The sequence below is a fragment of the Gordonia hirsuta DSM 44140 = NBRC 16056 genome (genome assembly GCF_000333015.1).
Lineage (GTDB): Bacteria > Actinomycetota > Actinomycetes > Mycobacteriales > Mycobacteriaceae > Gordonia > Gordonia hirsuta.
Genome location: NZ_BANT01000061.1, coordinates 1 through 13227, shown reverse-complemented (window position 1 = coordinate 13227; position 13227 = coordinate 1). Strand labels below are relative to the sequence as shown.

Sequence of the window (13227 nt, the reverse complement as noted above, 5' to 3'; positions counted from 1 at the left end):
GGCTGCTCCAGCCGACGCACCCCGTCCCGGTCGGCGGCCGGGAGCGCGGCGAGCAGATCGGCGACCGGTCGGGGGCCGTCCGGGGTCCACAGTGCGGCCTCCGGGTCGATCTCCAGCCACGGCGCCAGCACGAAGGCCCGCTCGGCGGCGCGCGGATGCGGCAGGGTCAGGTCCGGATCGGCCGACTGAACGACGACCCCGTCGACCGCGACCGAGATCACGTCCACGTCCAGGGTGCGCGGACCCCAGCGCACCCGACGGACCCGCAGCGCGGCCTGCTCGCACTCGTGGCAGAAGTCCAGCCACTGCGCCGGGGTCAACTCGCCTTCGGCGATGATCGTCTGATTGAGGAAGTCGTCCTGTTCCACCCCTCCCCACGGCGGCGTCGCATACAGGCTCGAGACGGCGACCGCCCGCTCCCCCAGCGCCGAGACCACCCCGGCCAGGTGGGCCCGGCTGTCGCCGATATTGGAACCGGCCGACAGGACTGCGCGGCTGATCATCGTGCGCGGGGCGGGGTCTTGGCCGAACGCCGGGTCACCACGGCCACATCGTCGAAGGTCAGGGGGATCGGCGCCGAGGGTTTGTGGACGGTCACCTCGCAGGCGGAGATGCGTGGATCGCTGGTCATCACGCGGTCGGCGATCTCAGCGCCCACGGTCTCGATCAGATCGCGCGGGGGGCCGGCGACGATATCGTGCGCCAGCTGCGCCAGTGCGCCGTAATCGACGGTGTCGGCGAGCTCGTCGCTCAGTGCGGCCGGCCGCAGATCCAGCCACAAGGTGATGTCGATCAGGAAGTCCTGACCGTCGCGCCGTTCGTGGTCGAAGACGCCGTGGTGGCCGCGTACCCGCAGCCCCCTCAGTTCGATCCGATCAGCCACGTTGTTCTCCTCTCGGTCCGTCGGCCGTCCAGGCGGCCGCCACGGCCACCGCATCACGGCTGGCCGCGACATCGTGCACGCGGACACCCCAGGCCCCGCCGGCAGCGGCCAGCGCCGAGACCGCGGCGGTGGCGACGTCCCGGCCGAGCGAATCGCGCTCGACGCCGCCGGCGGCCAGCAGCGAACCCAGGAACCGTTTGCGGGAGGCGCCGATCAGGACCGGGAATCCCAGTCCGACGAGAGTGGGCAGGGCATGCAGCAGCGCCCAGTTGTGCTCGGCGGTCTTGGCGAAACCCAGCCCCGGGTCCAGGATCAGCCGGTCCGGGTCCACCCCGGCGGCCACGGCGGCATCCACCTGGGCCAGCAGCTCACCGGAGACCTCGGCGACCACATCGCGGTAGCCGTCGGCGTCGTCGTGCCGATGGGTGAAATAGCGTTCGCCCTCGCTGCCCGACGGCCGCCAGTGCATCAGGATCCAGGGCAGTCCGGAGTCGGCGAGGACGGCCGCCATCTGCGGGTCTGCGCGGCCGCCGGAGACGTCGTTGACGTACGCGGCACCGGCGTCGACGGCGGCGGCGGCCACGGAAGCCCGCATGGTGTCGACCGACACGGCGATCCCCTCGGCGCTGAGCCCCTGGACCACCGGCACGATGCGGGCGGTCTCCACCTCCGGGTCGATGCGGTCGGCACCGGGCCGGGTGGATTCGCCGCCGACGTCGACGATGTCGGCGCCGGCCGCCGCCAGAGCGCGGCCGTGGGCCAGGGCCGCCTCGGTGTCCAGATAGCGGCCGCCGTCGGAGAACGAATCGGCGGTCACGTTCAGGACACCCATCACCAGTGCCCGGCCGCGGTTCACGTCAGCGATTGATCAGATCGAGGGCTTCACCGCGCGAGACCGCACTGGTCTGGAAGATCCCGCGCACCGCCGAGGTCGTCGTGCTGGAGCCGGGTTTACGGATACCGCGCATGGCCATGCACAGGTGTTCGGCCTCGATCACCACGATCACCCCGCGTGGGGAGAGTCGGTCCATCATCGCGTCGGCGATCTGGCTGGTGAGTCGCTCCTGTACCTGCGGCCGGCGGGCGTACAGATCCACCAGCCGGGCCAGTTTGCTCAGTCCGGTCACCTGCCCGGTGTCACCGGGGATGTAGCCCACGTGCGCGACACCGTGGAAAGACACCAGATGGTGCTCGCAGGTGGAGTACATCGGGATGTCCTTGACCAGCACCAGTTCGCGGTGGTCTTCGTCGAAGACGGTCGCGAGCACCTCGGCCGGCTCGGTGTACAGCCCGCCGAAGACCTCACGGTAGGCCCGGGCCACCCGCTCGGGTGTGCGGCGCAGCCCCTCCCGGTCGGGGTCCTCCCCGACCGCCAGCAGCAGCTCGCGCACCGCGGCTTCGGCGCGGGCCTGGTCGAACACCCGCCCCTCGGCGGTGATCAACTGCTCGTCGTCACTCATCTTTGAACGAATCCTCCGGGGATCAGTTGTTGCGCGGGTCGTCAGCCGGCGGCCAGCCCGGGGCCTGCCAATCGCGGGGGGCCCCGTAGTCGGGCCAGGTGCCGCCGGACTGCTGCTGCGGCGGTCCAGGATACGGCCGGCCGTACTGGGGTTGCTCCCCGGACGGCGGACCGTACGGGGGCTGCCCGGGCTGCTGGGGCTGCCCGTACGGGGGCTGCCCGGGCTGCTGCGGGTGGCCCGCCTGGTGCTGACCACCGGGCTGTGGACCGGCCGGAGGCTGCCCCGAGCCGTTGACCGGCTCATTCGGGTACGGGTAGCCGGCCGGCGGCGGCTGCTGGCCCGGGTACTGCTGCGCCGGCGACGGGTACTGCGGCTGCGTCGGATGCGGCTGGACCGGATACGGCGTGGACTCCACGGGCTGGGCGCCCACCGGTACCGGTTCGGGCACCGGCGGCCACGGCTCGCCGCGCTCGATCGCCAGCTCGCCCGGCGTCTTGATCGGCGGTTTGGTGCTGGGTGTGCGCTGCCCGAATTCGCTGAACTCGGTCATCCGCGGGCGCTTGTCGACGTCGGCGAGGATCTCCTCGAGATCCTTGCGGACCAGCGTCTCCCGCTCCAGCAGCGCCGCGGCCAGCGCATCGAGCTCGTCGCGGTGGGTATCGAGGATGCGCCAGGCCTCGGTGTGCGCGGCCTCGATCAGCCGGCGCACCTCCTCGTCGATCTCGGCGGCCACCCCGGCCGAATACTCCGGGGTGCCTCCGCCCAGGCCGCCGCGACCCATAAAGGGATCGCCCTGCTCGTGGCCGTACCGGACCGCGCCGAGGCGACCGCTCATGCCGTATTCGGTGACCATCGCCCGGGCGATCTTGGTCGCCTGATCGATATCGGAGCTGGCACCGGTGGTCGGCTCGTGGAAGACGAGCTCTTCGGCGGCACGACCGCCCATCGCCATCACCAGGCGGGCGATCATCTCCGAGCGGGTCATCACGTCCTTGTCCTGCTCCGGGACGGCCAAGGCGTGACCGCCGGTGCGGCCGCGGGCCAGGATGGTGACCTTGTAGATCGGATCCAGGTCGGGGGTGCCCCAGGCGGCCAGGGTGTGCCCGGCCTCGTGGTAGGCCACGACCTTCTTCTCGTGTTCGCTGATCACCCGGCTCTTGCGGCGCGGACCGCCGATCACCCGGTCGACGGCTTCTTCGAGCAGTTCCCCGGTGATCACGGACTTGTTCTCGCGGGCGGTCAGCAGCGCGGCCTCGTTGATGACATTGGCCAGGTCCGCACCGGACATGCCGGGGGTGCGCTTGGCCAGACCGTCCAGGTCGGCGTCGGGGGCGATCGGCTTGCCCTTGGCGTGCACGCCCAGAATGGCCCGCCGGCCGGCGATATCGGGGTTGCCCACCGGAATCTGCCGGTCGAAGCGGCCCGGGCGCAGCAGCGCCGGGTCCAGGATGTCGGGGCGGTTGGTGGCAGCCATGACGATGACGCCCGAGCGTTCACCGAAACCGTCCATCTCCACCAGCAACTGGTTCAGCGTCTGCTCGCGCTCGTCGTGACCGCCGCCCATGCCGGCGCCGCGCTGGCGGCCGACGGCGTCGATCTCGTCGACAAAGATGATGCACGGGCTGTTGGCCTTGGCCTGCTCGAACAGGTCGCGCACCCGGGAGGCGCCGACACCGACGAACATCTCCACGAAGTCCGAGCCGGAGATCGTGTAGAACGGCACCCCGGCCTCACCGGCGACGGCCCGGGCCAGCAGCGTCTTACCGGTTCCGGGCGGGCCGAACAGCAGCACACCCTTGGGGATCTTGGCGCCCAGCGCCTGGTAGCGGGCCGGGTTCTGCAGGAAGTCGCGGATCTCGTCGAGTTCCTCGACGGCCTCATCGGCGCCGGCGACGTCGGCGAACGTGGTCTTGGGCATGTCCTTGGTGAGCTGCTTGGCCTTGGACTTGCCGAAGCCCATCATGCCGCCGCGGCCGCCCTGCATGCGGCTCATCACGAAGAAGAACAGACCGAACAGGATGATCATCGGCAGCACGAAGATGATCAGGGACTGCCAGATCCCCGACTCTTTGGTGATGTTGGTCTGGTACGGCGCACCGGTGTCGGTGACGGCGGTGAAGATGCGCGGTGAGACGCCGGACGGGTAGTTCGCCTCGATCTTGGTGACGTCTTCGTCGTCGACCTTGACGGCCTTGTTCGTCTCGATGCGCAGGCGCTGTTCGCGGTCGTCGATCTGGATGGACTTGGTGTTCTTCTCGTTGAGCTGGGCCATCGCGACCGAGGTGTCCACGCCGGTCCATTCGCCGCTATCGGAACGGAGGGCGGAGAAACCCCACAGGGCGAAGATGATCACGGCCACGATGGCCAGATTCCGGTAGAGCTTCTTTCGGTTCATGCTGTTACGCGCGGCCGCGCGCGACGCCCCCCACTGGTTCGTGCGCGGACCTTTGTCCTTCCCGTTTCACTCGCGACGGCGAGCTCGCTATACGCAGGCTACCTGTCAACGTCGGGCGAACCCGATTCTGTTCCCGTTCGGCGAACGCCCGGGATCAGCCGGAGTAGACCTCCGGGTTCAGGCGGGCGACGAAGGGCAGGTCCCGGTAGCGTTCGGCGCAATCGAGACCGTAGCCGATGACGAAGGCGTTCTCGATGTCGAAACCGACGTCGGAGACCTGCACCGGCAGCGAGACGGCGGCCGGCTTACGCAGCAGCGTCACCACTTCCAGCGACCGCGGGGAACGGGTGGCCAGGTTCTTCATCAACCAGGTCAGCGTCAGACCCGAATCGATGATGTCCTCGACGATCAGCACATCGCGTCCGGCGATATCGCGGTCCAGGTCCTTGAGGATGCGCACCACACCCGACGACGACGTCGACGAGCCGTAGCTGCTGATCGCCATGAACTCCATCTGGTTGGGGATCGGCAGCGCCCGCGACAGATCGGTCATGAACATGACCGCGCCCTTGAGGACGCCGATCAGGATGAGGTCTTCGGGCGTATCGGAATATCGCTCACCGATCCGCTGCGCCATCTCCGCGGTGCGTTCCGCGATCTGCTCCTGCGTGATGAGGATCTGCTCGATGTCCGTATCCGGGTACCCATGCGCCACGGCCACTAGTTTCCCACATCGCCCGAGAACGGCCGGACAGGACCGTGCAGGAGACAACTGGAGTGACTGTTGTGAAGTCGTGCGCCGCGCGTCATCCGATCGTGTCCCTTGAATGGGTGGCCTGCTTTTTGGGGCTTATCGGGCCGGTCACGCAAAAGTAAAATCGTCGACGCAGAACGTGATGAACCACTCACGCGGATCCTCACGACCCACCGATAAGGAAAACAGGAAAACCATGCGCCAGATCCGCCGCCTGTTCATCGCACTGATCGCCGTGACCACCGCCCTGCCACTGATGGCCGGGGTCAATTCCGCCTCGGCCGCACCGACGAGCAGCTCCATCGACGCGACCGTGGAGCGCAACCAGAACGACCTGGTCGTCAAGGTCGCCAGCGGCAGCATGGCTGTCGAGGACGGCTACCTGGTGTTCCGCAACAACGCCGGCAAGACCCTGGACAAGTACAACCTGACCTTCGTCGCCCCGAACAAGGCCGAGTACGACGTCGCCGCCGTGGTGCAGGGCCGCACCGCCACGCTGACCCCGTCGAAGGTCGCCCGCACACAGGTCCGCAAGCGCAAGCCGAACGAGATCGTCTGCGGTCCGCAGACCCGCGCCCAGCGCGACCAGGAGGCACTGACAAAGCTGGCTACCGAACTGGGTGTCTCCTCCGCGATCGGAGGCCTGATCGGCGCCGGCGTCGGGGCGATCCTCGCCCTGTTCTCGGTAGGGATGAGCATTCCCATCGGGACGCTGATCGGCGTAGCGATCGGGTTCGGCGGCGCTGCCGCAAACGGCACCTTCACCCGCTACTTCGACACCATCAACAAGCCTTTCAAGCGACAGTACTGCTGATCAGGGAACGACCGTCAGCCGCACTCGGCCCGATCCCCGATTGACACAGATAGCCGGTTTCGTCCCAGATCTAGTGACATCCAGGCGGATGCACTTTGTCGCGATCGACGGCTTCACGGCGATTTCTATCGATTTGAAACCTGATAGACGCCTTAACGTGACGTGCATGACATACCTACTGCGCGCGTCCTGGCGGCGCATCCTCATCGCTCTCATCGCCGTCATCGGGCTGCTACCACTCACGGTCAGCCCCGCGTCGGCCGGCCCGGGCAGCCAGCGAGCCACCAACAACGGCGTCACCGTCGAAGCCACCACGAAGGGCAACGGGGTCGAAGCTCTGGTCTCCGGCGGCACCGCCGCCATCGAGAACGGAGCCCTGATCTTCCGCAACAAGGCCGGCGCGGTGGTCGAAACCACGCCTCTGAGCTACATCGGGGCAGACAGTCGCACCTACCCGATCGACGCGACCGTCTCCGGCAACAAGGTCCGTCTCGCCCCCTCGACCGACGTCTCCCGCTCGGCCGCCACCAAGCCCGAGGTCCTCGACGCGGTGAAGCATCAGGTCGCCGCAGAGCCCCCATACCTCGCCATCGCCGGTGCTGCCGCGGGCGGCGCCTTCGGCGGCGCAATGAGCGGCCTGACGATCGGCTTCGCCCTTGCCGGCCTCCTGCCCGGAATCGGCATTGTTCTGGTCCCATTCACGGTGGTCGGCGGTGCCCTCGCCGGCGGCGCTGCTGCGGGCGGCATGGCGTACCTGAGCTGGCAGATGCGGCAAGATCTGCTCGAGCAGCAGAAGAACCAGAAGAAGCAGGGCAAGCAGAAGCCCGGCGGGTCCAAGCCGAAGCCCGAACAGAAGAATCAGCAGCCCAAGAAGCAACAGCCCAAGAAGTAGGGTCCGAGCAGTAGAGCCAAGCCGGAGAAGAACCGGCGCCTACCGCGCGGCTCTGTCCGCCCGCAGCAGCGAAGCCCGCCTCGTCACGACGAGGCGGGCTTCCGCATCTCCGCCGACCGCTACCGGGCCCTGGCCGTGCCAGTCGGCGATCAACGCTTCGACCTGCGCCACCGTGCGTGCACCCGGTTCGGCCGCACCGATCTCGAGCAACCAGGAGCGCACGGCGCGGGTGCACACTGCGGCCGGCGCCGCAGCGAGCTTGTGTGCATCGAGGCCGTCGTCGGAGCGAGCCTCGGTCAGCAACTGTACGGCGAGCACGTCCAGCGCCTCGGTGTCGGCGCGCAGCTGATCGGCGGTGCGCGCCAGAGCCGCCGGCACACCGCCGCCGAGCACCTCGTCCAGCAGCGGCAGCACCTCGCGGCGCAGCCGGACCCGGGTGAACCGGGGATCGTCGTTGTGCGGATCGTCCCAGACACTGATCCCCCAGTCCGCGCACGCCTGCCGCGTCCGGGCACGCCGCACCGGCAGCAACGGCCGGCCCCACGGGGCACGCCAGGGCGCCATCCCCGACAGCGACCGCGCACCGGAGCCGCGGCCTAGACCCAGCAGCACCGTTTCGGCCTGGTCGTCGAGGGTGTGACCCAGCAGCACCGGCCCCCCGGCTCGTGCCTCCTCGAGTGCGCCGTAGCGGGCGGTGCGGGCAGCGGCCTCCGGTCCGCCGGGACCGGTCACGTCGACCGTCAGCACCCGGGCCTGGGCGCCGAGTGCCCGGGCCGTCTCGGCCGCGCGTTCGGCGACGATCGCCGACCCCTCCTGCAGCCGGTGATCGACCACCAGCGCCGTCACCTCCAGTCCGGCGCGCAGGGCGGCCGCGGTCAGCGCGAGTGAGTCCGCACCGCCGGACAGTCCCACGCACACCCGCCGGTCCGGCAGATACCTCTGCGCGAAGCCGCGCACCGCACCGATCAGTTCCTGCTGGGCGGGCGAACGCACGCCGGTCAGAGCACCCGGGCGATCCAGTCGGCCGGCTCGCCGATCTCGGCCATGGTCGGCATGGTCTCCGGTGAAGTCCACACGGTGTTGAATGCCGCCATCCCGACCTCCCCGACCACCGCGTCGACGAATGCCTTGCCCCGGATGTACTGGGCCATCTTCGCGTCCATCCCGATCAGCGCGCGCATGATCCGGGCCAGCGGATTCTGCGGCCGGGTCCGTCGTTTATCGAAGGCGGCGCGGATGGTGGCCACGGTGGGCACATGCGCCGGGCCCACCGCATCCATCACGTGGTCGGCATGCCCTTCCAGCAGGGTGCCCAGCACCATCATCTGTTCGAAGGCCTCGAACTGTTCGGGGGTCTGCAACAGCTGCATCAACCCGATGATGCCCTTCTCGCGCTGGCGTCCGCCGCGGACCGATTCGGAGATCCGGCCCACCAGATCCCCCATCGACTCGCCGGCCTCGCTGGTCAGCACCGCGACGTTGTCCTGCATGTAGCCGGTGAGCCAGGGGTTGGCTGAGAACTGCACCCGATGGGTCACCTCGTGCAGGCACACCCACAGCCGGAAATCCGCGGGGACCACCCGCAGCTGACGTTCGACGGCGATGATGTTCGGCGCCACCAGCATCAGCACACCCGGTTCCCCGGTCTGCGCATCCGGGGAGAACGGATCGTACTGGCCCAGGATCGCGCTGGACAGGAACGCCAGCAGTCCGGCCGCCTGCACCCCCGACACCTTGCCCATCACTCCGCGCGACTGGTCCTCGATGCCGAGCATCGCCGGCATCGAGGTCGCGGCCGCGTCGATCCAGCCGGCGCGATCGAGGATGCGCGCGGCCGGCACCGGCAGCCCGTCGGCCAGTCCGGTCACCTCGCGGACGGGGGCTTCTGCACGGCGGGAGGCCTCGGCGAGTTCGGCGTGGGCGTAGTCCATCGTGTACCGGGTGACCCGGGGACCGGGCCGGGCGATCCTGCGGCCCAGCGAGGCGGCCAGGGCCCAGTCGATGTTGGCACCGACGGCGTCGTCGCCGTCGGTCTGCTCGTCGTCGATCGGCGGGCCGTCGACCTGCGACTCAGCGTCGGTCACCACGTGCGCTCTCCTGTCCGGATCTTGCCTGTCACCGAAGAATCGGCGAGTCCACTGCTCGTACGCCACAGTACGGGTCCGGCGGTCTCAGCCGCGGCACCCGCACTCCCGCAGGGCTCCGGCCAGATCGTCCAGCGCCGGCCGCGCATCGGCGGGCGAGGTGCCGCCGGACATCAGGGCGAACGTCAGCACCCGGCCGTCGACGGTCTGAACGATCCCGGTCAGTGAGCTGACCCCGGTCAGCGTGCCGGTCTTGGCGCGCACCCATCCGGCGCCGGGATTGCCCGTCGGGAACCGGTCGGCCAGGGTGCCGGTGCCCGCGGCGACCGGGAAGGTGTCGAGCATCGGCCGCAGTGCCGGGTGGCGGTCACCGGCCGCCGCCGAGACCAGTTGATCGAGCAGCCGCGCCGGCACGCGGTCGGCCGTGGACAGCCCGGAGGCATCCCGCAGCACGGTGCCGGTGGTGTCGAATCCCTTGTCGCGCAGCACCTTCAGGACCGCGGCCGCACCCCCGGCGATCGTCGCCGGACCACCGGTGGCGATCGACAGCTCGATCGCCAGGGTCTCGGCCAAGACGTTGTCGCTGCGCCGCATCATGTCGCCGACGCGGGTGCTCAGCGGGGCGGACTGCACCGTCGCCAGCACCTTCGCCGATCGCGCCGGCGTGGCCTCGACGACCTTCCCGTGCAGGCCGAGCGCCTGCGCCAGGGCGCGGCCGGCATCCATGGCCGACTCTTCCGAACGCGGGGAGAACTCGTCGAGCGGATCGGTGCGGGCACCGTCGACCATCAGCGAGGTGATCGGGGCGATGTCTCCGCCGGCGATGTCGTCGACGTCCCACGTGCGTTCCATCGCCGGGCCGGTGAACGAACTCGGCGCGACGGCCACCGAGGTGATCGTCGTTCCGGTTCGCTCGAGCTGAGCGGCCAGCTCGGTGATGCGGGGGGCATCGGTGTAGAGCGTGTCGGCGCCCTCGGGCTGCACCGTCAGGGTCGGATCGCCGCCGCCGACCAGGATCACCTGACCGTCCCGGCCGGCGACCACCTCGGTGTGCAGCCGGGCACTGTGATCGAGCTGTTCCAGCACCGCCGCCGCGGTGAGGATCTTGGCGTTGGACGCGGGGGTGCGCGGCTCGTCCGGGTTCCGGGTCCACAGGGTCGCACCGGTCAGCGGATCGGTGACCATGCCGGTGAGTTTGCCCAGCGCCGGATCACGCAGTCCGCTGCGCAGCGCCGCGGCCACCCCCTCGGGGGTCGGTGCGGGGGCGGTGGGCACCACCGGGCGGATACGGGGGTCCACACTCGCGGCCGCCGGCTGCGCGGGCGTACCGGCCGGGACCGGCTCGGGCTGCAGGTAGTACCAGTTGTAGGCCAGGAATCCGCCGAGGGCCAGGGCCGCCGCCAGCAGCAGACTCAGCGTCGTGAGCAGCACCGCGCGCCACCGGCGCCGGCCGGGCTTGGTCGTCGCCACCTCGAGCCCCTTCACCTTCTCCCCTACCCGCAGTCGGCCGGACTTCCGGCTCCCTGCGCAGCGTTGACCGTTCCCACAGTATCGTTAATGCCCGACACAGATCGCGACCAACCACCGAGGAGACGAACGCATGGAGTTCGAGGTCACCATCGAGATCCCCAAGGGGACTCGCAACAAGTACGAGATCGACCACGAGACCGGCAAGATCTACCTGGATCGCTACCTCTACACCTCGATGGGCTACCCGGCCGACTACGGCTTCATCGACCACACCCTCGGCGAGGACGGCGACCCGTTGGACGCGATGGTGCTGCTGCCCGAGTCCGTCTACCCCGGTGTGATCGTGCGTGCGCGCGTGGTCGGCATGTACACCATGACCGATGAGGCCGGCGGCGACGACAAGCTGCTCGCCGTGCCCGCCGGCGACCCCCGCTGGGACCACATCCAGGACATCGGCGATGTCAGCGAGTTCGAGCTCAACGCGATCGCGCACTTCTTCGAGCGCTACAAGGACCTCGAGCCCGGTAAGACCGTCACCCCCGGCGGCTGGGTCGGCAAGGAGCAGGCCATCAAGGTCGCCGAAGCCGCGGTGGTCCGTTACGGCCGCTGAGCCGGCCGGCCGGTACGACGACGAGGCCCCGCACGATCCACACCCCGATTGTGCGGGGCCTCGTCGCGTGTGCGGCGGTGCCGCTCAGCCGAGGAACTCGGCGAGTGCGGCCAGCAGCCGGTCGACGTCCTCGGAGCTGCTGCCCAGGCCGAAGCTGACTCGGACCGCACCGTCGGGATGCCCCAGCCGGGTGAGCAACGGGTGCGCACAGAATTTTCCGTCCCGCACCCCGATGCCGTGATGGTCGCTGAGGTATTCGGCGACCTCCCGGGCGGGCCGGCCGTCGACGGAGAACCCGGCGATGCCGACGCGGTCGTGCAGATCATCGAAGATCTGCAGCGGCGTGACCCCGTCCAACTCGGCTAACCCCTCATCCAGCCGAGTCAACAGGTCGCGTTCGTGGTAGCCGATCAGCTCGAAACCGATACCGCGGATCGCCTCGGTGGCCGCAGCGATCGCCACGGCGCCCAGCACATTGGGGCTGCCCGCCTCGTGCCGAGCCGGGCCGGTGTGCCAGTCGGCACCGTCGGACAGGTCGACGTGCGCCGCCGCGCCGCCCCCGACGAGGTACGGCGGCGCATCGTCGAGCCAGTCCTTCCGGCCGATCAGCACACCGGCGCCGAACGGCGCGTAGACCTTGTGGCCGGAGAAGACCAGGTAGTCCACGCCGTAGCCGGCCAGGGAGATCGGCCGGTGCGACACCAGCTGGGCGGCGTCGATCAGGATGCGGGCGCCGTGCCGGTGGGCCAGTGCGGTGAGGGTGCGGATCGGCAGGACCTCGCCGGTGACGTTCGACGCGGCGGTCACCGCCAGCAGCGCCGCCGGTTTGCGCGCCAGTTCGGCGTCGAGCGCCTCGACCGTCTGCGCGAAGGTCGGCTGGGCCACGACCACGCGGGCGCGGCCGGTGCGCTGCCACGGCAGCAGGTTGGCGTGGTGCTCGATGTCCAGGACCACCACGTCACCGTCGGCGGGCAGCACGTGCGCGGCCAGATTGATCGCGTCGGTGGTGTTCCGGGTGAACACGACGGTGTCGTCGGCGCGACCGCCGAGGAATCGGCGAACCGTCTCGCGGGCCTGCTCGTAGCGGGCGGTGGTGATCTGCGAGAACTGCCCGGCACCGCGGTGCACGCTGGCGTACTGGCCCAGCGCCTGGGTGAACACCTCGGCGACCTCGGTGAGCGCCGGGGAGCTGGCCGCGTAGTCGAAGTTGGCGTACCGCACCTGCGCACCGGAGGCGGTCCTCACGGTCTGGTCGCCGCCGACCACCGGCGCCAGGGAGGTGATCCCCGGTGCCGGACCCGGATCGAACGCCACCGGCTCGGCCAGGGGTGTCGGGGTGCTGGTGTCGGTGCCCGGAACAGCGGTGTCCAGAACAGCGGTCATGGCGGGTACTCCTCGGTGTATCGCGCTTGCCGCGACCGGTCGGCCGGCGGCCAGGTCGTCACCCGGAGCACCCCACCGCGACGGAGGGTTGCCGACCAGCTAGCCGGGGCTTTCCGCTGGTTCTCGTGACCTGCCGAACACTGTGCCGCATCGGCCCGGCAGAAGAGAACAATTGCGCCCACCGTGAGCAGAACCCCTTTGCGCCGGTCAGTACTGTGAGGTAGTGACCGCCACGAGCTTCCTGCTTTCCCGGCCTGCGGGCATGGTGCGCGGTACCGGGGTCGCCGCGACCTACGACTCGGTCGATCAGGCCGCCGCCGCACTGCGCGCCGGCGCTCCGGTGATCGCCGGTCTGCTGGCGTTCGACACCGCGGCCGCCGCCGCACTGCTGACCCCGCAGCAGTGGTCGGTCCAGCAGCCCCCGATCGCGGCGCAGGCGCCGGCCCGGGCGGTGGCCGGTACCTCCGCGATCACCCCGCCGG

Annotated in this window: 13 protein-coding genes, 1 pseudogene and 1 riboswitch; of the genes and pseudogenes, 4 read left to right on the top strand and 10 right to left on the bottom strand. The window is 69.8% G+C overall.

All coding sequences use genetic code 11. The annotated features are described in order from the left end of the window. The 6 genes from folK to hpt all read right to left on the bottom strand — a co-directional run. Positions 1-500: 2-amino-4-hydroxy-6-hydroxymethyldihydropteridine diphosphokinase (gene folK / locus GOHSU_RS15670; protein WP_024332649.1), on the bottom strand; the 500-nt coding region annotated here is incomplete at its 3' end. Further along, positions 500-883 (bottom strand): dihydroneopterin aldolase, encoded by a 384-nt coding sequence (gene folB, locus GOHSU_RS15665; protein WP_005944028.1) that lies wholly within the window; start codon positions 881-883, stop codon positions 500-502. The genes folB and folK, both read right to left, overlap by 1 nt. Next, positions 876-1715, bottom strand: coding sequence for a dihydropteroate synthase (folP, locus tag GOHSU_RS15660; RefSeq protein ID WP_029759870.1), 840 nt, complete (start codon positions 1713-1715; stop codon positions 876-878). The genes folB and folP overlap by 8 nt, the downstream gene beginning before the upstream one ends. 25 nt (positions 1716-1740) lie before the next feature. Continuing rightward, on the bottom strand, positions 1741-2343 hold the full coding sequence (gene folE / locus GOHSU_RS15655) for a GTP cyclohydrolase I FolE (RefSeq protein WP_005944023.1): 603 nt from the start codon (positions 2341-2343) through the stop codon (positions 1741-1743). 22 nt (positions 2344-2365) lie between these two features. After that, complete coding sequence (gene ftsH / locus GOHSU_RS15650; RefSeq protein WP_005944020.1) at positions 2366-4738, bottom strand: ATP-dependent zinc metalloprotease FtsH; 2373 nt, start codon at positions 4736-4738, stop codon at positions 2366-2368. Positions 4739-4892: 154 nt separating this feature from the next. After that, positions 4893-5459 (bottom strand): hypoxanthine phosphoribosyltransferase, encoded by a 567-nt coding sequence (gene hpt, locus GOHSU_RS15645; protein ID WP_005944017.1) that lies wholly within the window; start codon positions 5457-5459, stop codon positions 4893-4895. Positions 5460-5688: 229 nt separating this feature from the next. Between hpt and GOHSU_RS15640 the strand changes: the two genes are divergently transcribed. Together GOHSU_RS15640 and GOHSU_RS16405 are read left to right on the top strand one after the other, a co-directional pair. Beyond that, positions 5689-6306, top strand: a complete 618-nt coding sequence (locus GOHSU_RS15640; protein WP_005944014.1) for a DUF8020 domain-containing protein — start codon at positions 5689-5691, stop codon at positions 6304-6306. An 88-nt stretch (positions 6307-6394) separates the two neighbouring features. Further along, entirely contained in the window at positions 6395-7198 is an 804-nt protein-coding gene (locus GOHSU_RS16405; RefSeq protein WP_155821331.1) for a DUF8020 domain-containing protein, read from the top strand. A gap of 39 nt (positions 7199-7237) precedes the next feature. Here the strand turns inward: GOHSU_RS16405 and tilS are convergent, their stop codons facing one another. From tilS to dacB, 3 genes are all read right to left on the bottom strand, one after another. Next, positions 7238-8191, bottom strand: coding sequence for a tRNA lysidine(34) synthetase TilS (tilS, locus tag GOHSU_RS15630; protein WP_005944008.1), 954 nt, complete (start codon positions 8189-8191; stop codon positions 7238-7240). A gap of 5 nt (positions 8192-8196) precedes the next feature. Next, positions 8197-9285, bottom strand: a complete 1089-nt coding sequence (locus tag GOHSU_RS15625) for a zinc-dependent metalloprotease (RefSeq protein ID WP_005944005.1) — start codon at positions 9283-9285, stop codon at positions 8197-8199. Positions 9286-9369: 84 nt separating this feature from the next. After that, complete coding sequence (gene dacB / locus GOHSU_RS15620) at positions 9370-10752, bottom strand: D-alanyl-D-alanine carboxypeptidase/D-alanyl-D-alanine endopeptidase (protein ID WP_029759868.1); 1383 nt, start codon at positions 10750-10752, stop codon at positions 9370-9372. 130 nt (positions 10753-10882) lie between these two features. Between dacB and GOHSU_RS15615 the strand changes: the two genes are divergently transcribed. Beyond that, positions 10883-11362: an inorganic diphosphatase gene (locus tag GOHSU_RS15615; protein ID WP_005943999.1), complete on the top strand. Its 480-nt coding sequence runs from the start codon at positions 10883-10885 to the stop codon at positions 11360-11362. Between the two features lie 84 nt (positions 11363-11446). Here the strand turns inward: GOHSU_RS15615 and GOHSU_RS15610 are convergent, their stop codons facing one another. Beyond that, entirely contained in the window at positions 11447-12745 is a 1299-nt protein-coding gene (locus tag GOHSU_RS15610) for an aminotransferase class V-fold PLP-dependent enzyme (protein ID WP_005943996.1), read from the bottom strand. 17 nt (positions 12746-12762) lie between these two features. Next, positions 12763-12876: riboswitch (SAM riboswitch) on the bottom strand. Between the two features lie 92 nt (positions 12877-12968). Here GOHSU_RS15610 and GOHSU_RS15605 point away from each other — a divergent pair. Further along, a pseudogene (locus GOHSU_RS15605) lies at positions 12969-13227 on the top strand (isochorismate synthase); the annotation flags it as partial.